This window comes from Sinosporangium siamense (assembly GCF_016863435.1).
GTDB classification, from domain to species: Bacteria; Actinomycetota; Actinomycetes; order Streptosporangiales; family Streptosporangiaceae; genus Sinosporangium; species Sinosporangium siamense.
Genome location: NZ_BOOW01000054.1, coordinates 23248 through 48696 on the forward strand (window position 1 = coordinate 23248; position 25449 = coordinate 48696).

Sequence of the window (25449 nt, forward strand, 5' to 3'; positions counted from 1 at the left end):
GCCCCTCGCCCCCCGAGGCCGGGCGGCGCGGGCACCGCCCCCCGGCGCGGACAGCGCGCCGGCGATTGCCGGAGAAGAGCCGGATGTACACCTTGCGGGCACCGTACGGCGGATGCCATGCTGTCCAGCATGATGATCATTGACCTGATCGTTGAAAGGGGCGGCAGCGCCCCCGCTCAGTGAGCGCCCGCTGGCGGCTTGAAGCCGCCGACATCCGTGACGAATGGCTGGGACACGCGCTTTCGACGCTCCCCGCCGACAGACCGGCCGCCGAAGCGGCCATCTCCTCGCTCTACGAACTGGCCCGGCATCCCGCACCCCGTTTCACCTGGGTCGCCTCACCCCGGGCGGCCATGGATCTCGTGCCGCCAAGTGCCGGCGAGACCGCGGCGTTCGCCGGGATGAACACCCTGGCCGACCTCCCGCTGGTGCAGCGTCTCGCCGCGCTCACCTTCAACCTGCGCAGAGCCCTCGACCGCCGGGTGGGCCACGAGTGGGACACCCCGGGCTGGAGAACGGACCTCAGGCAGCTCGACGCCATGGTGTCCCGGCCGCTGCAGGACGCCGTGCACCGGATCCGCTCGGCGATGCGGTCGGCGCTCGACATGCGGCAGCGGCTCACGTGGTATGGCCAGCACGACGTGTCGTGGATCGCGCACTACGACGCCTGGAGGCGGGTCGGCCGCCGCGTCTACCTTCCCCCGGAGGAGCGGCAGCTCACCCTCTGGGCGGCGGTGGCCCGCTCCTGCGGGTGGTGGTGGGCCGGGGAGGAGGTCTGCGTGATCTCCGAGCGGCCGGCGGTCCAGCGGATCGAGGACCTCAGGCCGCACAACGCCGGCGGACCGGCCGTCGGCTTCTCCGACGGCTTCGCCGTACACGCCTGGCACGGCACGCTCGTGCCGGAATGGGTGATCACCGATCCCACCCCCGAGCGGATCGCCGCCGAGCCCAACGTCGAGGTGCGGCGGTGCGCGATCGAAAACCTTGGCTGGGAACGCTATATCGAGCTGGCCGAGCTGCGGATGGTCGCGGCGGCGGCCGACCCTGGCAATCCCGGCTTCGACCTGCTGTTATACGACCTGCCGGAGCAGACGTGGGGCGGCATGGCGCGTGTGCTGCTGGCCGTCAACGGCTCGGCCGAACGCGACGGCAGCCGCAGGCGCTACGGCCTCGGCGTGCCGGTCTTCCTGGACGACCCCGTCGCGGCGGCCGCGTGGACCTACGGTCTGTCCGCCGCGGACTACTCGACCCTCGCTCGACGCACCTGAGAGGAGCCACATGACCGTCAACCTCGCCATCCTGTCCCAGCGCACCGGCCTCGCCGTACTGGACCATCTCGAAAAGCAGGTCGCCATCCCCGTCATCGACGGACTCCAAGCCCAGGGCGATCTCCTCATCGTCCCACTGCGCATGATCGCCACAGCGGTCAGCATCGACAACTGGGCGACCTGGCGCGAGGTGCCCGCCGACGGGTTCGAAGTGCTGCGCGGCGCCGCGGGCGGCAACCCGCACACACTGGTCGCCGACGCGTCAACCTGCCATTGGACGACGCAGGCCCGCGACACCTTCGAACTCGCCATCGGCATCTTCCGCAACACCAAACCGGCCTACATGCTGCATCCCGAACACGGAGCGACCGGCTTCTCCCCCGGTGTCTACGTGGTGCGCCGCCAGCGCGAACTCGGCCACAGCCGCGGCGGCCGCCGCCTCGTCGCCGACTGACCCTTGTGCCACGCTCCGGCACTCCGGCACCGGAGCGTGGCCCGGCACTCCACATGAGGTACGGCGAAGCCAGCCGGTAAGCCGCCGTCAAGGACGGCCGTTCGAGAGGGCGAGCAGCGCCGACTCCTGCGCGGGGTCAAGGCCCGCCTTCCGGTTCGCCACCGCCTCCGGCGCGCCGCCGCACCAGGCCCACGTGTCGGCGACCGTCTCCTCAAGCGGGCGCAGCCGCAGCCCCGCCGCGACGGCCTTGCCGACGTCCCCGCGGTGCAGGCCGCCGTGCCCGGGGCCGGGCGGCATCCAGATCGGCAGGGCCGTCCACGGCTCCACTCCCGCCGCCAGCACCGCCTCCGGCTCGACCCACCGCAACTCCGCGTCCGACCGCACCACCCGCAGGCATGTCTCCAGCAGCTCCCCCATCGTGGTCGAACCGGGCGGGCCGACGCCGTTGAACGCCCCGCCGAGCCCGGCGCCGAGCGCATCGAGGGTCCATGCGGCGAGGTCGCGGGCGTCGATGTGCTGGAGGTCGAGGTCGTGCGGCCCCGGCGCGGGCACGGCGCCGCCGCGCGACAACCGCCACAACCACCAGGGCAGCCGCCCGGTGTTCTCGTGCGGCCCGACGAGGAGACCGGCCCGCACCAGCAGCGCCCGGTCGCCGAAGACCGCCTGGGCCGCCAGCTCCCCACCCCGCTTGGCCTCGGCGTAGCCGACCTCGCCGCCGTCCTCTCCCGCGCCGGGGGAACTCTCGACGACCGGTGCGTCCTCGGCCGCGTAGGCGGGGGCCGGGAAGGTGTAGACCGACCGGCTGGAGATGTAGGCATATCCCTCGGCCCGGCCCGCCAGCAGCCGGGTCGCGTCGCGCACCGGGACCGGCCGGCCCGACCACGTGTCCACCACGTGGTCCCACTCGCCCTCCGCCAGGGCGGCGAGACCGCCCGGGGCGGTGCGGTCCCCGCGCAGCGCGACCACACCCGGCGGGGGTTCGTGCCGTCCCCGGTTGAACACCGTCACGTGCGCGCCGCGCGCCAGCGCCTCGCTCACGACGGCCCGCCCGAGGAACTCGGTGCCGCCCAGCACCAGCAACCTCATGCCCGTCCGCCCTTCCCTCTTCTCTGTATGACGCTCGGCCGATTATCTTCCGGCCGGCGCCGGATACGAGCAGATCAGTGGTGTTCTCGACCTGTGGGTGGCGAATCTCCGGCCTTTCTGGGACTACCGGGCCGCCCCGCAGGCGGGCAGGATAACCCTGCTTCGCGCGAGCGAGGAGTACGACCCGTCGGGGCCGTGGCGCGATCTGGCACTCGGCGAGCTGGAGGTGCGCGGCGTCGGCGGCAACCACTACACGATGATGCGCCCGTTCCAGGTCGGCGAGGTGGCCGCGGTCCTCGGCGAGGTGTTCGGACAAGACGCCGAAGACGACGAGGACCCGCATGCTTGAACTGCTGAAGGACGGAACCTACATCCGCTATTGGCTGGCCGTCGTCGCCTCCTTCCTGGGCGACGCGACCGCGCGCATCACTCTCATCTACGTCGCGGCCACGCTGACCGACGCGCCGGTGCTCGTCATCGCGCTCGTCGTTGTCGCGCAGCTGCTGCCGGTGGGGATGCTCAGCGCGTTCGTGGGGCCGCTGGCCGACCGAGTCTCGCCGCGGGTGCTGCTGATAGGTTCCGACCTGGGCAGAGCGCTGATCGTGCTGGCGATGATCCCGGCGCTCGACACACTCTGGCTGCTCATCGTGTTGATCTTCCTGGAGGGCGTCGGCAAGGCGTTCTTCGAGACCGCCCGGATCAGCGCCATCCCCAAGATCGTCGGCTCGCACAGCCTCCCGGCCGCCGTGGCGCTGTTCCAGAGCACCAACCACACCCTCAACCTGGTCGGACCGGCACTCGGCGGGCTGCTGATAGCGCTCGGCAGCGTGCCGGTCGTGCTCGGCCTCAACGCGGCCACGTTCCTGGCCTCCGCCGTACTCCTCGGCAGCATGGGCGTGCTGCGCGAGGTGCCGAAGGGGCGCGGCAGGGAGCCCTACTGGCAGGCCATGCGGGCCGGGATGCAGGGGCTGCTGCGGGTGCCGTCGCTGCGGTTCCTCGCGGCGTTCCTCGTGCCGGTCATGCTGGTGCTCGGCCTGTTCACCACCAACCTCAACGCACAGCTCCTGACCGCCTTCCACCTGCCGCCCTTCGAGTTCGGCCTCGCCCAGGCGATGTTCGGCGGCGGGTCGGTGCTCGGCGCCCTCATCGGGCCGATGCTGGTACGGCGCAGCCACTCGTCCAGCGGGCTGCTGATCGGCGCGGTGGCGCTGTTCGGGGTGTCGCTCATCGCGCTCGCCCCCACCGGCTGGCTGCGGGAACTCCTCGGCTTCGGGGTGATCGGGCTCTGGTGTGTGCTGAGCGGTGTCGGCTCCGGGCTCTTCCAGGTGCCGTTTGCCAACATCATGCTGCGCGATCTGCCCGAGGATGTGCGCGGCCGGGGTGTCGGGCTGATGAACGCCCTGATAATGAACGTCACCGTCGTCGGCGTCGTCCTCGGCGGCATCACCGCCGAGCTGGCCGGCGTCGCCACCTCGATCATCGCCTCGGGCCTGCTGCTTCTCCTCGTCACCGCCGCCTTCGGCCTCTTCGCGCTGCGCCCCGCGGACCCGGAGGTCAGTCAACCGTAAACCTCGACACAACTGGGGTTGATCCATGAGTGACAGACCGGCTGGGCGCTGTTCTGGACGGGGAGCCTAAAGGCCGGAAGGTCAGCGGCCTGCGAGGCTCCAGACTCGGAGTGTTCCCCTCCAGTGCGCGACGGCGACCGGCACGCCGTCCAGGGTGCCCGCCGCCACGGCGGTCTCCGCGATGCCGGCGAACGGCTCGCCGATCCGTTTGCCCGACTTCAGATCCCAGGCGCGGATACGTTTGTCCCACAGGTGGACCGTGACCAGGATGACGTCCGCGCCGACCGTGGTGACCGCCATGGAGGCCACGCCCCGGTCGTCCGGGCTGTAGTCGGAGAAGGGCCACTTCTTGAGGCGTTTGCCGGTGGCGGGGTTCCAGATGCGCAGGGTCGCGTCGAGGTGGGCGCTGACGAGTACGGCGTCGCCGTCGAGGACGGCCGAGACGAGCTTGTCGATGCCGCCGATCCGGCCGGTGTCGAAGCTGCCGCGCATCTTCCCGTCCGCCGGATCCCATCGCCGCACCGTCTCGCCCCCGTCGCCGGTCACGATGAGACCGCCGGCCGAGGTGAGGGCGTCGACGCCCTGCCAGTGGCTTCTGCTGTCGGTGGGGCCGATCTGCCGGCCCGTGCGCATGTCCCAGAAGCGCACGGTGCCGCGCAGGTCGCGCATTGGGTCGTACTTCTGGGAGACGGCGACGGGGCGCTCGCCGGGGAAGACCCCGATGATCGGGTCGCGGACGTCGTGCTCGGCGAGGGACTCCCCGGTGCGCAGGTCCCATAGGCGAATGGCTCCGGAGGCGTTGCCGTACGCGAGCACCGGGCGGCCGTCGAGGCCGCCGACGGCGGTCACTCCCCCGGCGCGGCTCTCGGTGTGCTTGGCGACGAGAGCGCCGGTGCGGAGGTCCCAGACGCCGACACGGCCGTTGTCGTGTGCGGTGACGGCGACCGTCGTGGCGTCGAGGGAGGTGACGGCGAGGCCGGTGAGCTTGCCGCCGAGTTCGGCGAGGTCGATTCTCTGGCGCATGTAGCGGCCGAAGGGGGGTGGGGTGACGGCGGACGCCACAGGTGAGGGGGCCTGGGCCGGGGTCGCCGGGGTCACGCGGGTGTGAGCTTCGGGGTCGGGTGAGGCGTCGTCGGGGCGGGCGAACAGGTAGACGAAGGGCAGGCAGGCGGCCAGCGCTCCGCCGGCCAGCAGGGCGGCGCGGCGGGGGATGCGGCGCGGGGATGGGGGTCTCGTGGGCTCCGCCGTACTCTCCGGGTTCGGCGGGGGGAGGGTGTGCTGCCGGTCGTCGAGGGGGCGGTAGGCGACGGGAGGCGGGAGGGGGTGCGGCGGGGAGACCGGGGTCGGCATGGTGCTTGGGAGCTCGTGTCCTTTTACGGGCTCGTGCTTTGCAGGCTCGTGTTTTGTGGGCTCCGAAGGCTGTTGTGGAGCCGGTAGGCGATTCCCGCTGAGGGTTTCGCGGATGTCGGAAACGGACGGGCGGGCCGCGGGGTCTTTGGCGAGGCAGGCGCGGAGAAGTGCGGCGGTCGGCTCCGGCACCCCCGACAGGTCCGGCTCCCCGTTCAGCACCGCGTTGAGTACGGCGGGCATCGCGTCGCCGGGGAACGCCGGGTGGCCGGTCGCGGCGAACACCATGGTGGCGGCCCAGCTGAACACGTCGGAGGCGGGGCCGATGGGGCCGCCCCCGACCTGTTCGGGCGACATGTAGCGCGGGGTGCCGATGATGCCGACCGTCTGAGTGGTACGGTCCACGTCTCTGGCGACGCCGAAGTCGATCACCACCGGTCCCTCCGCGCCCATCAGCACGTTGGCCGGTTTGAAGTCCCGGTGCACGACGCCCGCGCGGTGGATCGCCTCCAGTGCGCTCACCGTCGACACCGCCAGCCGCGCCAGGCCGCTGCCCGTGCGGGGGCCCTGGGTGCGCACCAGCTCCAGCAGGGTGACCCCGACCACGAACTCGCTGACGATGTAAGGCCTGCCGTCTTCGGCGATGCCCGCCGCGAGCACACCAGCCGTGCAGAACGGCGCGACCTTCCTGGCCGCCTCCGCCTCGCGCAGGAATCGCCGGTGCGCGTCCGCGTCGCCCGCGAGCCGTGCGTGCAGGAGTTTGACGACCACCTGCTGCCCGCCCTCGCCCTCGGCGCGGTAGACGGTGCCCTGTCCCCCCTCCCCCAGCAGGCCCAGCAGGCGGTAACCGCCTATGGAAGCGGGATCTCCTTGGCGAAGTGGCTGTAAAGCGGACGTCGTCACGCGATCGAGAGTAGCCATCGAAGCCGATCAACAGCCACATCGCCTCTGGACGACCCTGCGGGATGGATGTAACCTCGACGCAAAGCGCACGTAACGAGCGCATTGCGCACAAGAGGTGTAGATGGAAACAGCGACTTCCACCGGGTTGCTGGCGGGATGTCTCGTCGTCGAGGTGGGCGAACGGATCGCGGTCGCCGCATGTGGCGGCCTGCTGGCGCAACTCGGCGCCGACGTCGTCCTCGTCGAGCCGGCGCGGCAGAGGGCGGACCACAAGTGGAGCGACCGGGCCGTGACCGCCGCCGGCAAACGCAGCATCGTGGTCGATCGAGCCTCGGCCGACGACAGGAAACTGGTTGAGGACCTGGTCAGCGCGGCGGACGTCGTTCTCCTGTCCTCGGATCTGTCGGACGAGGACCGCGCGCTGTGGGGATCGGCCCGGCCCGGCCGCCAGATTCTCTGTGACATCACGGCGTTCGGCCATGAAGGACCCCTCGCCGGAGTGCCCGGATCGGAGGCATTCGTCGAGGCTGTCTCGGCCGTTGCCGACACGACGGGACGGCGCGACGCGCTTCCGGTCGTGCTTGGCGCGCCGCTGCTGGAGATGGAGTCCGCGGTGTACGCCGCATCGGCGGTCGTCGCCGCGCTCCGTGTCCGGCGCCGGCACGGGTTCGGCCAGCGCGTCGACGTCTCCCTCTATGACGTGGCGGTGAACGCCCTGGCCACGTTTCTCCCGCTGACGTTCATCGGCCGGGTCCCGACCCGCAACGGCAACCGCCATCCGACGCTGTCGCCGTGGAACTCCTATCGGGCCCTCGACGGGTGGGTGCTGATCTGCGCGCCGACCGACGAGCAGTGGGTGCGGCTGTGTGAGGCCATGGATCGCCCCGAACTGGTGGACGACCTGCGGTTCGCGACGACGAGCGGCCGGATGGACCACACCGACGAGATCGATGCCGTCGTCGGGGCCTGGACGGCACAGAGATCCGTGGCGGAATGCGTCGGCCTGCTCAGCCGCCATGTGATCCCCAGCGGTCCCGTGACACCTGTCGGCGGCCTGGCCGGCGAACCGAACCTGCGGCATCGGGGGATGGTGCGTTCCGCGGTCGACTCGGAAACCGGAGAGGCGGTGCTGCTCCCGGGCTGCCCGGTCCGGTGGCGCGGCACAGAGCCGGTCCCGCAGATTCCGGCCCGTGACGCGGATCGGACCGAGATCGGCGCCCTCATCCCCAGCCGACCGACAGCCGGCGAGGTCAGCGGCGATCCCGTGTCCGAGGTGCGGCCGCTTGAGGGCATCCGGGTGGTGGAGATCGGCATGAACACCGTCGGCCCCCTGGCCGGTCGGCAACTCGGCGCGCTCGGTGCCGACGTCATCAAGATCGAGCCGCCGAGAGGAGACGCGAACCGGCACAACGCCCCACTGCGCTCCGACGGGCAGTCATACATCTTCGCTCTGCTCAACACCGACAAACGAGGGCTCGTACTCGATCTGCGCCAGGAAACGGACCGGCAGGTGCTCTGGGATGTGCTCGCCTCCGCCGACGTGCTCATCGAGAATCTCAAGCCGGGTTCGCTGCATCGCCTGGGGTTCGGCCCCGAGCAGGTTCAGGCGGCCCTGCCACATCTCGTCTACTGCTCGATCAACGGATTCGGCCACGACACCGTATATCCCGGGCGACCGGCTCTGGACACGGTCGTGCAGGCGATGTCCGGAGTGATGAGCGCGACGACGGTCGACGGCGTCCCCACGAAGGCGGGCATCTCCGTTTCGGATCAGCTCGGCGGGCTGTTCGGCCTGCTGGGGGTTCTGGCCGCCGTCGAACATCGGGAGACGCATGGTGGCCCCGCACCTGCCCTCGACCTCGCGATGCAGGACGGATCCGCGTGGGCGACCCATCGGCTGTGGAACGTCAGCCCGGCGGATGCTCGCATCGTCGCCGCCGAGGACGGCCTGTGGCTGGACGAGGACGGCACGCGCACGCCGGTGTCGACGGTGAACGACGTCCTCGCACACCCCCAGACCACGGCCCGGGGGCTCGTGCTCGACCGGCCTGCCGCCGACGGCGGCTCCTGGACCGTTCTCGGCTCACCGATGCGCCTGCTGTCCACTCCTGCCGTGGTCTCCACCGCCATGCCCCGGCTCGGGGTGCTGGACCCCGCCCTCGCCGCCGAGTTCGGGCTGGTGGCGGCGGAGGACGGCAGGACACTCCGGGCCGCTTCCCTGTCCGGAAAGGAATCGTGATCATGGTTGACCTCGCGCGCCTGTCCGCGTTGCGGGACACCGTCGCAATCGTGGGTGTCGGCGAGACCGACTACCCGGAGGACTACGGCCGCGCCCGCCGGGGCGAGCGATATCAAGACGCCTACGGCTATGCCGCGACCGCCTTCCGGCGTGCCCTCACGGATTCCGGCCTCGAACGCCGCGACATCGACGGGCTGGTCGCCGGCCCGGCCCTCGCCGGTGAGCGGCTCGGTGAGGTGCTCGGCATGGACGTGCGGTGGGCGGACCAGGCCGACGCGGTCCAGGCGGTGGTGAAGGCCGCGCTGGCGGTCCACGCCGGTGTCGCCGAATGCGTCGCCCTGGTTTACGGCAACGACCAGCGCACCGGAGGCACCGCGTACGGCGGGCCGGGCGCGATGGGCGGTGAACGCCACCTCGCCTACACCTACTACGCCCCATGGGGCCTCACCTCGCAGGGGGCGCTGTACGCGCTCCTCGCCAACCGCTACATGGAGGTCACCGGGCTGACCGAACGCGAACTCGGCGGGGTCGCCGTCGCGCAACGAGCCTTCGCGCGGCTGAACCCCAACGCCGTCATGCGGAAACCGCTCGACGTCGAGGACTACCTCGCCGGCCGCTACATCTGCGAGCCGCTGCGGTTGTTCGACTACTGCCTGGTCAACGACGGAGGTGTCGCGCTGATCGTCACGACCGCCGAACGCGCCCGGCGCTTGCGCCGGCCCGCGGTGCTGCTGAGCGGGATCGGGCGCAGCGACCACAACCGCGAGGCGACGAGCCTGCGTCCGCGCCTTATGGACTTCTACCGCCCGGCCCAGCGGAACGCGGCCGAGCAGGTCTACGCGATGGCCGGTATGGGGCCGTCCGAGGTGGACGTGTTGCAGGTCTACGACAGCTTCAGCATCCACGTCCCCCTCGCGTTGGAAGGGTTCGGCTTCTGCGCGGAGGGATCGGCGGGCAAGTTGTTGTCCTCCGGCGACCTCGGCCCGGGTGGGCGGCTGCCGGTGAACACCTCCGGCGGTCACCTCTCAGGCAGCTATATGCAGGGCTGGGGGCACCTGGCCGAGTGTGTGCGCCAGCTCCGCGGCGAGGCCGGCGAGCGCCAGGTTCCCGGTGCCAGGACCACGCAATATATCTCCGACGTCGCCGGCAAGGTCACCTCACTGATCTACCGGAGGGCGCGCGCATGACCACCACGCCTCGTCCCGCGCCGCAGCGCGGGATCTTCGACGAACCCTATTGGCGATATGCCGCCGCGGGCGAGCTGCGCCTGCAGCGGTGCTCGGCGTGCGGGAGCTTCCGTTACCCGCCCGGACCGGCCTGCCCGGATTGCCTCGCGGAGGAGCACGAATGGACGGCGCTGTCCGGACGGGGATCGCTCCTCGCCTGGACCGTGTTCCACCGCCAGTACTTCCCCGGCATTCCGGTGCCCTACGCCGTCGCCGCGGTGCGCACGGCAGAGGGACCGATCCTGATCGGGAACATCGCCGGAACTGCGGTTGGCGACCTCATCCATGGCATGCCGCTAACCGCCGTCTTCGAGGACGTCACCACCACCGATGGTCCACTGCGCATCTGCCAATGGACCCGCCTCGGCCCTTCATCAACCCTTGAGGAGCAGGAATGACCCAGACAGATATCGTGCGGGCCGCCGATGTGCCGCGTGGGCGTGACTTCGCCGTCCGCGACCGCGTTGTCGTCATCACGGGCGGCGGCCAGGGAATCGGCCGCGAATACGCGCGCCAGTTCGCCGCGGCGGGTGCGCTGCCGGTGATCGCCGAGATCAACGAGGATTCGGCCCGCAACGTGGTCAAGGAAATCGAGGAGGCCGGCGGCAAGGCTCTCGCCGTACGCACCGACGTCGCCGATCCGGCGTCCGTCGACGCGCTTGTCGGCGCCGTGCTGAACGAATTCGGCCGGGTGGACGCGCTCATCAACAATGCGGCGATCTTCTCCAGCCTGGCCATGCGGCCGTTCGAGCAGATCCCGCTCGACGAGTGGGACGCGGTGCTGCGGGTCAACGTCACCGGTTCGTTCCTGTGCGCCAGGGCGGTGGCCCCGCACATGCGCGCAGCCGGCTGGGGGCGCATCGTCAACATCATGTCGGGTGCGGTGCCCCTCGGCGTGCGGAACTACCTGCACTACGTGACGTCCAAAGCCGCGATGGTCGGCATGGCGAACTCGCTGGCCAGGGAACTCGGCGCGGACGGCATCACGGTCAACGCCGTGCAGCCGGGCGGAACCTTCACCGAGGTGCCGCGCCAGACGGTGACCGCGGAGGGCAAGGCCAAGCTCATCGGCAACCAGTGCATTCCCCGGGAAGAGGTGCCGATGGACCTCGTCGGCCTCGCCCTGTTCCTTTGCACCCCGGCAGCCGGGTTCATCACCGGTCAGACCATCGCCTGCGACGGCGGCCTCACCCACACCTGATCCACCCCCCGCAAGGAGAATCCAGTGAAGCCATCAAACGGATCACCTCAGTTCGACCTATGGCTGGACGGCTCGGCCCGCCCCGCCGCCTCAGGCGCGAGCTTCGCGCGGCACAGCCCGTTCGACGGCGCTCCGGCCGGGGTCTTCGCGGACGGCGGCGAGCAGGACGCCGAGCGAGCCGTCGACATCGCGCGCCGTGAGTTCGACACCGGAACCTGGCCGACCAGTCCGGCGCGCCGGCGCTACGAGGTCCTCACCGAGACGGCCAGGCTGCTGACGGTCAATGCCGACGCGCTCGCCGAGCGCATGGTGCTGGAGTCGGGCAAGCCGGTCACACTCGCCCTGGGCGAGGTGGCGGCCTCCGTTCGCTGCCTGCAGTACTACGCCGGACTCGCCCTGTCCGCGGAGGGATCGGCCGTCAGCGAGCGGAACCCGAGCGCACTCGGCCTCATCCTGCGGGAGCCGGTCGGGGTCGCCGCGCTCATCACCGCGTGGAACTTCCCGCTGCTCGGTGTGGTGTGCAAGCTCGCGCCCGCCCTCGCCGCGGGCTGCACCGTCGTCGCCAAGCCCTCCCATCTCTGCCCGGGACCGACGGTGCTGCTGGCCCGATATCTCAGTGAGGCCGGGCTGCCCGGCGGCGTCTTCAACGTGGTCACCTCCGAGTTGGAGCAGGGCGCGGTGGTGGGCCAGCACTTCGCCTCCTCGCCGAAGGTCGACAAGGTCGCCTTCACCGGGTCCACCGCCAGCGGCCAGGCCGTGATGCGGGCCGCGGCGGCGAACACCAAGCGGGTGGCGCTCGAACTCGGCGGGAAGTCGGCCAACATCGTGTTCCCCGACGCGCCGCTTGAGGACGCCGCGCGCACCGCGATCGGCGCCTTCACCTTCAACAGCGGCCAGCAGTGCTCGGCGGGCAGCAGGCTGCTTGTGCACTGCGACGTCCACGACGAATTCACAGCGATGCTGAAGGAATACGCGGCCGCGCAAGTGCTGGGCGATCCCCGTGAGACGACGACCACGATGGGCCCGCTCATCAGCAGCCGGCAGTACGAGCGGGTGCTCGGCTACATCGATCTCGGACGTGCCGAGGCGAAGCTGCTCACGGGTGGCGGCAGGCCGGCCGACCCGGCGCTGGAGCGCGGCTACTTCGTCGAGCCGACCGTTTTCGACGAGGTGAGCAACTCCTCCAGGCTGGCGCAGGAAGAGATCTTCGGTCCGGTGCTCTCGGTGATCTCGTTCGGGACCGAGGAGGAGGCCGTCGCGTTGGCGAACGACAGCGCCTACGGCCTGGCGGGCGGCGTGTGGACCGGATCGATGGACACCGCTTTGCGGGTGGTCAAGGGCGTGCGGACCGGCAAGATGTTCGTCAACTGCTACAACACCGCAGGCATCGACGACATGCCGCACGGCGGCTACAAGAACAGCGGCACCGGCCGCGAGTTCGGCGAAGTCGGTCTCGAAGAGTTCCAGGAACTCAAGACCGTGCAGATCCTGCTGCGGTAAGGGCGGTAGCACGCATGAACATCGCAGAGTGGCTCGCCGCGACCGCGCGCCGGCAGCCGCACGCGCCGGCCCTGCTCACCGGCGACCGGACGGTTTCCGACTATGCCGGTTTCGCAGCCTCCGCGGCGTCGATCGCCGGTCACCTCGCTGAGCGGCACGGCGTCAGGCCGGGCGATCGAGTGGCAATCCACCTCGTCAACAGCGCCCGTTACCTTGAGTGTCTTTTCGGCATCTGGTGGTGCGGCGCGATCGCCGTGCCCGTCAACCGGAAGCTCGCTCCCGGGGAGGTCGTCACGATCGTCACGGACGCCGGGGCATCGGTCGTGTTCACCGACGACGACTCTCCTCCCGACGTTCCGGGCGTGGCGTTCCTGCCCGTCGCGGGTGACCGGCCTGGGCACTCCGGGCCGGGCCCGGCGGCGCCGGTCGAGCGGGAACCAGGCGATGTGGCCTGGCTGTTCTACACCTCGGGCACCACGGGGCGCCCCAAGGGCGTCATGCTCACCCACGCCAACCTGATCGCGATGTCGCTGTGTCATCTCGCCGACGTCGATGCCGTCGGACCGGACGAGGCGGTGCTCTATGCGGCCCCGATCTCACACGGCGCCGGTCTGTACGGCCTCGCCCACGTGCGCGCGGGTTCCCGGCACGTGTTTCCGGAGAGCGGCCGGTTCGATCCGGGCGAGGTGCTTGTCCTCGCCCGCACGGTGGGGCGGGTATCCATGTTCGCCGCCCCCACCATGGTCCGCCGTCTCGTATCCGCCGCCCGATCGAAGGGCGAGGACGGGGCGGGGCTGAAGACCGTGATCTACGGCGGCGGCCCGATGTACCTCGCCGACATCCAGGAAGCGATCTCGGTTCTCGGGCAGCGTTTCGTGCAGATCTACGGTCAGGGCGAGTCGCCCATGACCATCACCTCGTTGTCCCGGCAGGACCACGCCGACACCGGGCTTCCGCAGTACGAGCACCGGCTGGCCGGTGTCGGCACCGCTCAGAGCGTGGTGCAAGTGCGGGTGTGCGCCCCGGGCGGCAGCCCGCTCCCGCCGGGACAGACCGGGGAGATCGAGGTCAAGGGCTTGACGGTCATGGCGGGGTATTGGCGTAACCCGGAAGCGACGGCGGACGCCCTGCGTGACGGCTGGCTGCGCACCGGGGACCTCGGGCATCTGGACGAGGACGGTTATCTCACGCTGGCCGGCCGGTCCAAAGAAGTGATCATTTCCGGCGGCTCCAACATCTATCCGCGCGAGGTCGAGGACGTCCTCATCGCGCACCCCGCCGTCGCGGAGGCCGCGGTGATCGGAGTGCCGGACCGCGAATGGGGGGAACTGGTCGTCGCGTTCGTCGTTCCCGCGGAGGGCACCGGCCTCGACCAGGTGGCCGTGGACCGGCACTGCCGCGAGCTGATCGCCCGGTTCAAGCGCCCCCGCCGCTACCACGTCGTATCCGAACTGCCGAAGAACGCCTACGGCAAGGTCCTCAAGACCGAGCTGCGCGCGGCGACCACCGAGCCCCTGGAGGGGATATGACCGAGCACAGCTATCAGGACATCACCTACGAGGAGAAAGACCACGTCGCGACGATCACGTTCAATCGTCCGGACAGGCTCAACGCCTTCCGCGGACGCACCTACGCGGAGGTCGCCGATGCGGTGCTCCGCGCCGGGTGGAACCGGGACATCGGTGCCATCGTGCTCACCGGGGCCGGTGGCCGGGCGTTCGCGGTGGGCGGTGACTCGTCGGAGAAGAAGTCCGATCGGGTGGGCGACGGCCGCGGGATGCTGGGCATCCCCGTGGAGGAGATGCAGACCGCCATCCGCGACGTGCCCAAGCCGGTGATCGCGAAGGTGCGCGGTTATGCGATCGGCAGCGGCAACGTCATCGTGACCCTGTGCGACCTGGCGATCGCGAGCGAGAACGCGGTGTTCGGGCAGGCCGGTCCCAAGGTGGGCTCGGTCGATCCCGGCTTCGGCACCGCGTTGCTCGCCAGGGTCGTCGGGGAGAAGAAGGCGCGTGAGTTCTGGTTCCTGTGCCGGAAATATCCGGCACAGGAGGCGCTGGCGATGGGCCTGATCAATCAGGTGGTCCCGGACGACCAACTGGACGAGGAGGTCGACCGGTGGTGCCGGGAGATCAACGACCTCAGTCCCACCGCCCTCGCGATCGCCAAGCGGTCGTTCAACGCCGACAGCGAGAGCATCCGGGGCTCCGGGCTGCTCGCCTTCCAGGCGCTCGCCCTGTATTTCGGCACCGCGGAGTCCAAGGAAGGCGGCGACGCGTGGCGTGCCAAGCGTAAACCGGACTTCCGCGGGGTCATGCCGTGATCGAGGTCTCGCTGTCCCGCCCCCCTGCCTCGCGGGCGACGGCGGGCGTCGCGTTCCTCGACGACGATCACGTCCTGCGCGTCGTCCGGCTGTTGCTCACCGCGCGCACGGACGCCGACTGGGCGGATGTGACCGAGTTCTTCGCGCCGGACAGGGTGGATCCGGCGGCACTGCGAGGCATGCGCACCGGCCTGGAATCCGCCGACGGCGTAGCGGCGGTGCGCTCCCCGGCCCAGGCGACGGTGCTCGTGCTGCGCCGCGGCGAGGTGACCCGCCACCTGATCGAGTCGAGTCCGCGGCTGCGGCTCGTGCAGCGGCTCGGGCGGCGCCGCGACGGGATCGATCTCGCCGCCGCGCGCGAACACGGCGTCGAGGTGTCCTGCCTTGCCCGGCCGAGTCTGGTGTGTACGGCGGAGCACGCGATTCTGCTGATGCTCGCCCTGGTCAAGCGCCTCCCGGTGGCCGACCGAGCGGTCCGCGCCGGTGTGGCCCGTCCGGGAACGCCGGGCGGAGTCGCCTTCAACTGGGCCGGCCTCACCGGACTCGGCCGTCTCGCCGGACGGACGCTGGGCATCGTCGGACTGGGTGAAGTGGGCGGCCTCGTCGCCGAGCGGGCGCGGGCCTTCGGCATGCGGGTGCTCTATTCCAACCCCGTCCGTCTGCCGCCGAGCCGCGAGGCCGAGGCGGGCGTCGAGTATCGCGGGCTTGCCGGGCTGCTCGCCGAAGCGGACGTGGTGAGCCTGCACGCCCCGGGCACGACCGCCAGGCAACCGGTCCTCGGCCGGGCGGAGATCGCCGTGATGCGGCCGGGCGCACTGCTCGTCAACACCAGCCGCGGCCGGCTGATCGATGAGGACGCCCTCTACGAGGCCCTGGTGGAGGGACGGCTCGGCGGAGCGGGACTCGACGTGCACCACGTGGAACCGCGTCCCGCCCGGGACAGGTTCTGCGCCCTCGACAACGTCGTGCTGACCCCGCACATCGCCGGAGGTTCCCGGCTTGACGTGCTCGAAGAGGCCGCCCTGATGTTCGACAACATCCGGCACGCCCTCGCCGGGGAGGCTCCGCCGTACGGACGCGTGGTGGGTGCGGGATGACGACCCACCGGACCGCGCCGCGTGCCGTCGCGCTCGCGGACCTCGACTTCACGCGGATCGTCCGGCCGGGCGACACCGTACTGTGGACCCAGGGGGTGGGCGAGCCGCTGCCCCTCATGGAACGGCTGCTCGCACAGCGGCATGATATCGGCCGGTTCTCGGTCCTGTACGGCGGTGCGGGCTTCGCCGAGGTCGTGCGCCCTGAGCACGCCGATGTGATCTCCTTCCAGACACTCGGCGCGGTCGGCTCGAACCGGGCTCTCACCGCGGCAGGCGTCGCCGACATCCTGCCCTGCCATCTCTCCGACCTGCCACGGCTGATCGCCGGCGGAGTGCTCCGGGTCGACGTGGTGATCGCGCAGCTCAGCGAGAACGATCGGGGGGAGCTCAGCTACGGACCGGCGGGCGGCTATGTCGCCACCACGATCCCCACCGCGCGGACGGTGGTCGCCGAGATCAACGACCAGGCGCCGTGGACTCACTCCCGCCACCCCGTGGACGCCCGCCGGATCGACATCGCCGTCCGTACGTCGCGCCCCCTGGTCGAGGTGAAGTCACGGCCTGCGTCGGCGATCGACGAGGCCATCGCCGCCAACGTTGTGGACCTGGTCCCGGACGGGGCGACCGTACAGCTCGGAATCGGCTCGGTGCCGAACGCGGTCACCGGTCTGCTCACGGGCAGGCGTGATCTCGGCCTGCACAGCGGCGTGATCGGGGACGCCGTGGTCGACCTCATCCGCTCCGGCGCGGTCACCAACGCCGCCAAGCCCGTGGACAGGGGTGTGAGCGTGACCGGTGGGCTGATAGGCACCGGCCGGCTGTTCGACTTCGCACACGGTAACGACCAGGTGCGGGTGGAACCGGTCACCTACACTCACGACCTGGACATTCTCCGCAGGCTGCCTCGCTTGACCGCGATCAACTCGGCCTTGGAGGTGGACCTGACCGGGCAGGTGGCCGCGGAGGTGGCGGGCTCCGCCTACGTAGGCACGATCGGCGGGCAGGTGGACTTCGCCCGGGGCGCATTCGCCTCGGCGGGCGGCAGGTCGATCATCGCCTTGCCGTCGCGCACCGCGTCGTCCGGCCGGCCGCGGATCGTGCCGCGCATCGCCTCCGGCGTGGTCACCACGGCACGTGCCGACGCGGACGTGATCATCACTGAATACGGCAAGGCCGAGCTACGCGGCCGGCCGATCGCGGAGCGGGTGCGCCGCATGATCGCGATCGCGCACCCGGAGGATCGGGAGTCCCTGGACCGGCAGGCACGTGATCACGTCGCCGGATATCGATAGGAGAGTTTTCATGAGTAAACACGCACTGGGTGTCGCAGTGGTCGGCGCCGGCGCCGACCACTGGAGCGGCACCGCGCACATTCCCGCCATCGCGGCCTCAGCCGACCTGCGGCTGTGCCGCCTGGTGACCTCGAATCCGGATTCGGCTGCCGCCGCCGCGCAGCGATGGGGGATAGACGCCACGCACGAGCTGAACGCGGTCCTGGACGACGACACTGTGGACATCGTGTCCGTGACGGTCCGTGTGCCTCGGCACGCGGCGATCGTCGAGGCGGCGATCGCCGCGGGCAAACACGTCTACTGCGAATGGCCACTGGCCCGTGACGTGGCGGAGGCCAAGAGGCTCGCCGCGCTGTCGGAGGGCAGGCCCGACCGGGTTCATCTGACCGGCTTGCAGGGACGCTTCTCGCCGCAGGTGCGCACGGCGGCGGAACTGCTGGCGGCCGGCCGCATCGGCAGGCCGCTGACGGCCAACCTGCGGTTGTTCCTGCCCCACGGGCTGATGGCGCGGCCGGCGCATCGCGCGCATCTTCGCCACAGCGACGTCGCCGCGAACGTACTGAGCATCCAGGGAGGCCACACCCTCGACATGCTGGGCGTGATCCTGGGCCCGGCCCGGGTGGGTGCCGCCCGCCTGTGGGCCGCCGTGCCGGAGTTCCTGACGGACACAGGAGAGCGGCTGCCACGAGACGCGCCGGACAATCTTGTGGTCCTGCTCGACTACGACGGGGTCGTCGCCGTCACCCAGTTCTCCCAGACCGGCCCCAGCGAGTCGTTCGAACTGGAGATCCTCGGCACCGAGGGCCTGCTGCGCCTGGCGGGAAGCTGCCAGCCCCAGCTCGGCGGGCTGACGCTCAGCGTGACCCCGCCCGGGTCTGGCACGGCCGAGACGGTGGAGCCGCGTCCGGGGCTGCCCTACGCATCGCCGCTGCCCGCGGAGCATCCAGGACACAACGTGGCCTCGGCTTATGCCGCGCTGGCCGCAGCCGTCCGCAAGGAGCGCGCAGACGTTGCCCTGCCGGATTTTCGGGCCGCTGTGAACCTCCACGAATTCCTGGCCGATATCAGCACACAGGCCGTTGACAGCGTTGTAAGCCCGTACTCATACTAGAGCGCACACGTTACGCGCAATGCGCACAGCGTGGGATAGAAACTCCCCTAGCGTGCCGAACATAGACGCAGGTGGTACGTATGACCCCGATCCTGGAATTTCGGGACCTGTCCAAGGTTTTTTTCAAAGGCGAGCAGCGGGTTCATGCCCTGGCTCACGTTACGGCCGAGGTGGAGGAAGGTGAGCTGCTCGCGATCGTCGGTCCGAGCGGTTGCGGTAAGTCGACGCTGCTCAACCTCAGTGCCGGGCTCATGGAACCCGGCACCGGGGAGGTGCTCTACCGGGGTCAGCCACTCACCCGCGTCAACACGCAGGTCAGCTATGTCACACAGAAGGACAACCTCCTGCCGTGGCGGATTGTCGAGGACAACGTCGCGCTTCCGCTGGAACTCGGCGCACACGCGAAGTTGTCGAAGGACGACCGTCGCGAGCGCATCGCCCGCTACATCGAACTGGTCGGGCTGACCGGATTCGAAAAGCACTACCCGAGCGAGCTGTCCGGCGGCATGCGCAAGCGGGCGCAACTCGCCCGGTCGCTCGTCTACGAACCTGACGTCCTGCTGATGGACGAACCGTTCGGCGCGCTCGACGCCCAGCTCAAGCTCGTCCTCCAGGCGGAGCTGCTGCGGATGTGGGAGGGAACCGGCAAGACGCTCGTGTTCGTCACCCACGATCTCGCCGAGGCCATCACGATCGCCGACCGCGTGATCGTGATGTCGTCCCGGCCGGGCCGCATCCGGGCCATCGAGCACATCGACCTTCCCCGGCCACGCGATGTCTTCGGCATCCGCTTCGTCCCCGGCTTCGGGGACTACTTCGAGCGACTGTGGTCCGCACTCAGGGAGGACATCCATCAGGGACAGGAGGTTTGAGCGATGGCCGAAACAGTAGCAAGTCAGGCAGGCGTCGAGTCGCGACCGCCGATCGACGAGGTCTTCCTCGTCGATCCCAGCGTCAGGGCCCGGCGCCGGCAGACGGTCATCGTGGCCGTCGCCCGCATCGCCCTGGCCGTTGCGGGCCTGCTGGCCTGGGAGCTGGCCAGCGACCGGTTGATCTCCAGCTTCTGGATCAGCAGCCCGAGTGCGATCTGGTCGGCGCTGCTGCGCTTCACCGCCGACGGCCAGCTGGTGCCCGCGGTGTGGGTGACACTGCTGGAGACGGCGGCCGGTTTCGCCGCCGGAGGCGCCGCGGGCATCCTCGTCGGCCTGGCCTTCGGGATCAGCCCGATCATCGCCCGCATCCTCGACCCCTACCTCGTCGCTCTGAACTCCATCCCCCGGGTCGCCCTGATCCCGCTGTTCATCCTGTGGTTCGGCATCGGGTTCGAAACGAAGGTGCTCTTCGCGGCGACCCTGGTCTTCTTCCCGGTCTTCTTGAACACCTTCGCCGGTGCTCGCGACGTCGACCGCGACCTGATCGACGTGATCAGGGTGATGGGCGCCTCGCGGCTCGACGTGATCCGGCGGGTGTTCGTTCCCTCCGCGCTGGTGTGGGTGTTCGCCGGCCTTCGAATGTCCATTCCGTTCGCACTCATCGGTGCGGTGATCGCCGAGATGTTCACCTCCAACGAGGGCCTCGGCTATCTGATCGCGGTCACCGCCAACCAATACGACACCGCCGGATCCTTCGCCAGCCTGCTGGTCACGACCGTGCTCGGGCTTGTCCTCACCTGGGGCGTGAGCCAGGCGGAGCGGCGAACTCTCCGGTGGCGCTCGAACAACGCTTGATCAAAAACCGGTTGGCCATCAGGGGGCGGTCACCCGAAATTCTTCATCGCCAGAGTAAGGAACGGTCCACAATGACGTCCCCCCTCACGAACTCTTCCGCCACCCAGCTGTCCCGTCGCCGGCTGCTCCGCTGGGCTGCGGCAGCGGCCACCGTACCGGTGTTGTCCGCATGCGGCGCGCCGGCTCCCGGCGCGGCCGGAAAGAAGTCCGGCACAGTCAAGCTGATCCACGCGTCCAAGGACCCGCTCGTCCTGTGGTCGGTGACCTACCTGGCCGAGGACAAGGGCTTCTACAAGGAGGAGGGCCTCACCGTTGAGCGGATCCTCCTCGGCGGAGGGCCGGCGGCGCTTACCGGCCTGCTGTCCGGAGCGGGCCACGCCAACCTGTCCGCTCCCGGAGAACTGCTGGCCGCCGTGGGCAAAGGGCAGCGGCTCAAGACGCTGCTCGCGCACACCAACAGCATGCCGTCCATGCTCGTCGTCAGTAAGAAATTCGCCGATCGGGCCGGGGTCACCGCGGAAAGCTCCCTCGAAGAACGCAGAACGGCCATCGGCAAGGTCAAAGGGGGCCGGTTCGGCATCACCGCCCCGGGCAGCCTGACCGACGGCTTCACCCGGCTCGCCGCGAAGCAGGCGGGTCTTGATCCGGCGAAGGACGCGAAGATCGTGCCGTTGCAGACCGCAGGCAACTCGCTGGCGGCACTGGCCAACGACCAGATCGACGGCTTCGTCGGAGTGCCTCCTGTGGCGGAGAAGGCGGTGCTTGAGCTCGGCGCCGTCCCCCTTCTCATCAACCAGGAAGGTGAGATCAGCGGGGGCGACCGCATGCAGGGCATGTCCTTGCAGGCCCGCACTCAGGACGTGGACGCGAACCCGGACCTTTACCAGGCCATAATGCGGGCCGAGATCCGGGGGATGCGCGCACTCGTCGAGGATCCCGCGGGCGCCGGCGCTCTGCTTCGTAAAACGAGGTTCAGCCAGCTCGAAGAGCCGATCTGGAACTACGCGTGGAAGCTGATCCAGAGCTCCTGGGGCTCTCCGCACGTCACACGCGACTCACTCACCGCGTGGTTCGACAACGGCCTCGTGGCGGACACGAACGCCACGGGATTCCCGTTCGACGAGGTGGTCGACATGCGATTCGCCGACGCCGCGCTGAGTGCGATCGGCTGGAAGCCCGCCAAGAGGTGAGCCGCGCAGACCTTCCGGGACGCCGTACGGCATAAGCCGGGCGAGAGCGTCGGCCTGGTCGGCGAGTCGGGCTCGGGCAAGAGCACGCCGGCCCGCTGCCTGCTCGGCTTGATGGCCGCGCCGGGCGTCTCGGCCGGTGACGTCGGGCTCCCGCGCGACAATTGGCGCACAAAAGTTGCGCATTACGCACGCAAAATGCACTATTCTGGACTGGGTGCGCTAACTTGAGGAGGGGTAGTGGCGGCAGCGGGCAGGACCGAGGGCAGTGCCGAAGAGCAGGTGTCCCGGCGGTCGGTGGTGCAATCTGTGACCCGCGCCTTCGACGTGCTTCACCTGCTGCGTGACACCAGTTCGCCCCTGTCCGTGCAAGAGATCGCCCGCGGCACCGGCCTGGACCGCACGGTGGTCCACCGGCTCCTGCGTTCGCTGCTCCAGGCGGACATGGTGATGGAGGAACGCGGCCTGTTCCGGGTCGGGCCGGCCTCTGTCCTGCTGGCGAACCGCTACCACGACGATCTGCTGGTGCGGCGTCTGGCCTTGCCGTACATGGTGGAGTTGCAGGCCGGGGAGATCGCCGACAAACCGTGGACGGCGACCCTGTCCATCGCGGTCGGCAATGTCTCCGCGGTCATCGAGCGAATCTGGACCCCTCACACGCCGCTAGACCTCGTGCTCGCCGTGGGCGACACGTTCCCGATTCACAGCACCGCGAGTGGGCGGAGCATGTTGGCGTACTACGAGCCGGAGAAACTCGTGGACGTCGTCGGCCCTGAGCTGAGCAGTGAATTGGCTCCGATATTGGAGAGCGCGCGAGCCTCCGGCGGCATCGGCCTGTCGAGAGGCGAAGCGGTGCCTGGAGTGGAGGCGATCTCCGCCGTCATCCTGTCCCGACGGCAGGCCCCGGTCGCGTCCATCAGTGTCTCCGGGGTCGACCTTGGAGATCAGATGGACCAGGCTTCCCCGCTGGCTTCAACACTGCGTCGTGCGGCGGGTGCCATCGGGCAGATGATTCCCTGACCGGAGGCGGCTGATCGTCGCTTGAGATGCATGGGAACGCCCGGCCGCACTGGCCGGGCGTAATGCTTAGAACGAGATCTGCATGAGAGAGAGTGATCAGCAAGACCCAGCGCTTCCACCCCATCCGTCTAACCCGAAAATCGCACGGATCGGGGAAATCAACAGTGATGCCGACCAGACCCGTGCTGGAGGACGACCGTGGCCGCCCGTTCACCCCTCCGACCGGCGAGGAGGACCCGCGCCTGCATCTGGCCGTCCATCGCCTAAGGCCGGGCGGCCTGACGTGGCGACGCCTGTTCCCGTGCCGGCCCAACCGGGCGCGGGCGGCACGAACAGGTAAGATCATTTGCTTGGAGATGCTATCGTTTGCATCATGGCTGGGGCGAAGTTGGTGGACGTGGCGCGGGAAGCCGGCGTGCACGTCGGGACTGTGTCGCGGGCGCTCAATCCCGCCACCCGGTCGCGCGTCAACGCGGAGACGGCCGCGCGCATCATCGAGGTGGCACGGCGGCTCGGCTACGAGGTGAACATCGCCGGTCGCGCGCTCCGCACTCAGCGCACCCAGACCATTGGCGCGCTGATCCCCGACCTCGCCAACCCCCTGTTCCCGCGCATCGTCCGGGGCGTCGAGGACAGCCTGGAGAAGGCCGGATACACCGCGCTGATCACCAGCACGGACAACAACGCGCAGCGCGAGCGCAGGATGATCGCGGCGCTGCTCAGCAGGCAGGTCGACGGCTTCCTGATCGCGAGCGCCCGCCTGGAGGACCAGGCGCTGGAGGAGCTCCTCCAGAACGGCGTCCCCGTGGTGGTGCTCAACCGGACGAGCGCCAACGCCCGGACCTCGGCGGTGATCGCCGACGACCCGCAGGGGATCGCCGACGCGATGGCCCACCTGGTGGCTCTGGGGCACGAGCGCATCGCGCACGTGGCGGGCCCCGGTGACACCAGCACCGGACAGGTGCGCCTGCAGGCGTTCGAAGCGGCGCTGGACCGATACGGCCTGCAGCGGCGCTCCGAGCTCGTCGTGTGCGCGGAGGCCTACACCATCGCGGCCGGCACCCGGTGCACGCGGGACCTGTTCAATCGCGGCAAGCCGTTCACGGCCGTGGTGGCAGGGAACGACCTGCTCGCACTGGGGGTGATCGACGCGCTGAAGGAGAACCGGATCCCTTGTCCCGAACGGGTCTCCGTGGTCGGCTTCAACGACATCGACTTCGCCGAGCGGATGTCTCCGGCCCTCACCACGGTCCGCGTGCCGACATATGAGCTGGGGGCTCGGGGGGCCGATCTGCTCCTCGACATGATCTATCGCGAGCGGGAGATCTCGACGGTGACCCTGCCCGTCACCCTGATGATCCGCGAGTCCACGGCTCCCCCGCCGCTCCCCGGCACCGGCCTGTTCGGCCTCTGACCACCGGTCATCCGCCGGGAGCCCGGCGACCCGCGTGACACCGGGCTCCCGGAGCTCCCCGACAGGACGGTGAGCACCGTGGCCGCTCACCACCCCGTTCCCGCCCAGGGTCTCCGCCGACGGCAATGCCGGATCAACGAACGGGACGGCGAACACCACTACCCCCCTTCGTCAGGCCAGGATGCGGAGTGGGTTCTCGATGAGCGTGAGAAACTCCCTCATCCACTCGGCGGCGACCGCTCCGTCGACGGGCCGGTGATCGACCGACAGCGTCACCCTCATCACCGTCCCCGCCTCGATCGTGTCCTTCCCCACCACCGGCTCCCTGCGTGCGGCGCCGACCGCGAGGATGGCCGACTGCGGCGGGTTGATGATCGCCGCGAACTCCTCCGTCCCGTACATCCCGAGGTTGGAGACCGTGATCGTGCCGCCCTCCAGCTCGGCCTGCCCGAGCCTGCCGTTCTTCGCCCGCTCCACGAAGTCCCGCACCGTCGAGGCGATGGAGGAGACGCTCACCTGCTCGGCCGACCTCACCACGGGTGTGGCGAGCCCTCGTTCGGTGGCGACCGCGACCGCGACGTCCACGGAGGAGAACGAGCGCACCGCGTCCTCGGTCCAGATCACGTTCATCGCCGGAACCAGCGTGTGGGCACGGGCCACGGCCTTCACGACCAGGTCGTTGACCGAAACGCGGACCTGGGCGCCGTCGTTGAGCTGGCGGCGCACCTCCAGCAGGCCGTCCACTCTGGCCGTCCCGCGCAGGTAGAAGTGCGGGACGGAGCGTTTGCTCTCCGCCGTGCGCGTGGCGATGGCCCGGCGCATGCGCGTGTGCGGGAGGTCACTGTACGGCAATGCCGGAGCGGGAGCCTGCGGCGCGCCCGCGGCGGGCCGTTCCGGCACGCCGTGGGAGTGGGGGCGCGTGTCGCGGGCGGCGACGGCGGCCTCCACGTCCCTTCTGACGATGCGGCCGTGCGGGCCGGTGCCGGTGATCTCCTCGACGGGGATCCCGGCCTCCGCGGCCATCCGGCGCGCCAGCGGGCTGGTGAAGATCCGAGGGCCGGATCCGTCCGGGCCGGCGTCGGCCGGTGGCCGGGAGCCGGCCGCGGCGCCGGGAAGGACCTCCACCGGGGGCTGGGGGACCGGGGGCCGGGAGACAGGAGCGGCGCCAGGGCCGGCGGTGTCCCGTGGCCGGGGAGCCGTCACGCCGAGCCGGGCCAGCAGAGCGTCGAGGTCCGCCACCCGCTCGCCCGGCTCACCGATGAGCGCGATGGGCGCGCCCACCTCGACGCGGGCGCCTTCGGGCACCAGCGCCTTGAGGATGACCCCGTCGCTCTCGGCCTCCACGTCCACCACGGCCTTCTCGGTCTCGATGGTGACGATCACGTCCTGGGCGGCGTAGGAGGTGTTCTCCGCGACGGGCCAGCTCTGGAGAACGGCCTCGGCCGCGCTCGCGGCGACCTCCGGCATGTGCAGCAGCCTCGCCATG

23 protein-coding genes are annotated in these 25449 nt (G+C 70.0%); 20 read left to right on the top strand and 3 right to left on the bottom strand.

Features of this window, described 5'->3' with window-relative positions; genetic code table 11:
* Positions 1-179: 179 nt before the first annotated feature.
* Together Ssi02_RS35610 and Ssi02_RS35615 are read left to right on the top strand one after the other, a co-directional pair.
* Entirely contained in the window at positions 180-1268 is a 1089-nt protein-coding gene (locus Ssi02_RS35610; RefSeq protein WP_204032379.1) for a DUF6745 domain-containing protein, read from the top strand.
* A gap of 10 nt (positions 1269-1278) precedes the next feature.
* Positions 1279-1722 carry a DUF8820 family protein gene (locus Ssi02_RS35615; protein ID WP_204032380.1) on the top strand — a complete coding sequence of 148 codons (444 nt, stop codon included), beginning with the start codon at positions 1279-1281 and terminating at the stop codon, positions 1720-1722.
* An 87-nt stretch (positions 1723-1809) separates the two neighbouring features.
* Here the strand turns inward: Ssi02_RS35615 and Ssi02_RS35620 are convergent, their stop codons facing one another.
* Positions 1810-2808 (bottom strand): NAD-dependent epimerase/dehydratase family protein, encoded by a 999-nt coding sequence (locus Ssi02_RS35620; protein WP_204032383.1) that lies wholly within the window; start codon positions 2806-2808, stop codon positions 1810-1812.
* A 97-nt stretch (positions 2809-2905) separates the two neighbouring features.
* Here Ssi02_RS35620 and Ssi02_RS35625 point away from each other — a divergent pair, with 97 nt between their 5' ends.
* Both Ssi02_RS35625 and Ssi02_RS35630 read left to right on the top strand, forming a co-directional pair.
* The gene (locus Ssi02_RS35625; RefSeq protein ID WP_204032385.1) at positions 2906-3157 is read left to right on the top strand and encodes a hypothetical protein; all 252 of its coding nucleotides are present in this window, start codon (positions 2906-2908) and stop codon (positions 3155-3157) included.
* Positions 3150-4376: an MFS transporter gene (locus Ssi02_RS35630; protein WP_204032387.1), complete on the top strand. Its 1227-nt coding sequence runs from the start codon at positions 3150-3152 to the stop codon at positions 4374-4376. Before Ssi02_RS35625 ends, Ssi02_RS35630 begins: the two co-directional genes overlap by 8 nt.
* 81 nt (positions 4377-4457) lie before the next feature.
* Here the strand turns inward: Ssi02_RS35630 and Ssi02_RS35635 are convergent, their stop codons facing one another.
* A complete protein-coding gene (locus Ssi02_RS35635; protein WP_204032389.1) occupies positions 4458-6644 on the bottom strand; it encodes a WD40 repeat domain-containing serine/threonine protein kinase in 2187 nt (728 codons plus the stop codon).
* A gap of 103 nt (positions 6645-6747) precedes the next feature.
* On the opposite strand from Ssi02_RS35635, the gene Ssi02_RS35640 reads away from it, so the two are divergent.
* The 16 genes from Ssi02_RS35640 (at position 6748) to Ssi02_RS35715 (ending at position 23963) form a co-directional block, all read left to right on the top strand.
* Positions 6748-8865: a CaiB/BaiF CoA transferase family protein gene (locus Ssi02_RS35640; RefSeq protein ID WP_204032391.1), complete on the top strand. Its 2118-nt coding sequence runs from the start codon at positions 6748-6750 to the stop codon at positions 8863-8865.
* A gap of 2 nt (positions 8866-8867) precedes the next feature.
* Positions 8868-10052 carry a thiolase family protein gene (locus Ssi02_RS35645; RefSeq protein ID WP_204032394.1) on the top strand — a complete coding sequence of 395 codons (1185 nt, stop codon included), beginning with the start codon at positions 8868-8870 and terminating at the stop codon, positions 10050-10052.
* Entirely contained in the window at positions 10049-10489 is a 441-nt protein-coding gene (locus Ssi02_RS35650) for a Zn-ribbon domain-containing OB-fold protein (protein WP_204032396.1), read from the top strand. The genes Ssi02_RS35645 and Ssi02_RS35650 overlap by 4 nt, the downstream gene beginning before the upstream one ends.
* On the top strand, positions 10486-11292 hold the full coding sequence (locus tag Ssi02_RS35655; protein WP_204032398.1) for an SDR family NAD(P)-dependent oxidoreductase: 807 nt from the start codon (positions 10486-10488) through the stop codon (positions 11290-11292). Before Ssi02_RS35650 ends, Ssi02_RS35655 begins: the two co-directional genes overlap by 4 nt.
* Positions 11293-11316: 24 nt before the next feature.
* Positions 11317-12792 (top strand): aldehyde dehydrogenase family protein, encoded by a 1476-nt coding sequence (locus tag Ssi02_RS35660; protein WP_204032400.1) that lies wholly within the window; start codon positions 11317-11319, stop codon positions 12790-12792.
* Positions 12793-12806: 14 nt separating this feature from the next.
* Positions 12807-14321: a class I adenylate-forming enzyme family protein gene (locus Ssi02_RS35665; RefSeq protein WP_204032403.1), complete on the top strand. Its 1515-nt coding sequence runs from the start codon at positions 12807-12809 to the stop codon at positions 14319-14321.
* Entirely contained in the window at positions 14318-15115 is a 798-nt protein-coding gene (locus Ssi02_RS35670) for an enoyl-CoA hydratase-related protein (protein ID WP_204032405.1), read from the top strand. Before Ssi02_RS35665 ends, Ssi02_RS35670 begins: the two co-directional genes overlap by 4 nt.
* On the top strand, positions 15112-16212 hold the full coding sequence (locus Ssi02_RS35675) for a 2-hydroxyacid dehydrogenase (protein WP_204032407.1): 1101 nt from the start codon (positions 15112-15114) through the stop codon (positions 16210-16212). Before Ssi02_RS35670 ends, Ssi02_RS35675 begins: the two co-directional genes overlap by 4 nt.
* The gene (locus Ssi02_RS35680) at positions 16209-17504 is read left to right on the top strand and encodes an acetyl-CoA hydrolase/transferase family protein (RefSeq protein ID WP_204032410.1); all 1296 of its coding nucleotides are present in this window, start codon (positions 16209-16211) and stop codon (positions 17502-17504) included. Before Ssi02_RS35675 ends, Ssi02_RS35680 begins: the two co-directional genes overlap by 4 nt.
* A 10-nt stretch (positions 17505-17514) precedes the next feature.
* Complete coding sequence (locus tag Ssi02_RS35685) at positions 17515-18615, top strand: Gfo/Idh/MocA family protein (RefSeq protein ID WP_204032412.1); 1101 nt, start codon at positions 17515-17517, stop codon at positions 18613-18615.
* 80 nt (positions 18616-18695) lie between these two features.
* Entirely contained in the window at positions 18696-19487 is a 792-nt protein-coding gene (locus Ssi02_RS35690) for an ABC transporter ATP-binding protein (protein ID WP_204032414.1), read from the top strand.
* Between the two features lie 3 nt (positions 19488-19490).
* Positions 19491-20342, top strand: a complete 852-nt coding sequence (locus Ssi02_RS35695; RefSeq protein WP_204032417.1) for an ABC transporter permease — start codon at positions 19491-19493, stop codon at positions 20340-20342.
* Between the two features lie 71 nt (positions 20343-20413).
* On the top strand, positions 20414-21532 hold the full coding sequence (locus tag Ssi02_RS35700; RefSeq protein WP_204032419.1) for an ABC transporter substrate-binding protein: 1119 nt from the start codon (positions 20414-20416) through the stop codon (positions 21530-21532).
* 54 nt (positions 21533-21586) lie between these two features.
* The gene (locus Ssi02_RS39525; protein ID WP_204032492.1) at positions 21587-21760 is read left to right on the top strand and encodes a hypothetical protein; all 174 of its coding nucleotides are present in this window, start codon (positions 21587-21589) and stop codon (positions 21758-21760) included.
* A 9-nt stretch (positions 21761-21769) separates the two neighbouring features.
* The gene (locus Ssi02_RS35710) at positions 21770-22549 is read left to right on the top strand and encodes an IclR family transcriptional regulator (RefSeq protein WP_204032422.1); all 780 of its coding nucleotides are present in this window, start codon (positions 21770-21772) and stop codon (positions 22547-22549) included.
* Between the two features lie 373 nt (positions 22550-22922).
* Positions 22923-23963 (top strand): LacI family DNA-binding transcriptional regulator, encoded by a 1041-nt coding sequence (locus tag Ssi02_RS35715; protein ID WP_204032424.1) that lies wholly within the window; start codon positions 22923-22925, stop codon positions 23961-23963.
* A gap of 171 nt (positions 23964-24134) precedes the next feature.
* Here Ssi02_RS35715 and Ssi02_RS35720 read toward each other — a convergent pair whose 3' ends face one another.
* Positions 24135-25448: a 2-oxo acid dehydrogenase subunit E2 gene (locus Ssi02_RS35720; RefSeq protein ID WP_204032427.1), complete on the bottom strand. Its 1314-nt coding sequence runs from the start codon at positions 25446-25448 to the stop codon at positions 24135-24137.
* Position 25449: the final 1 nt, after the last annotated feature.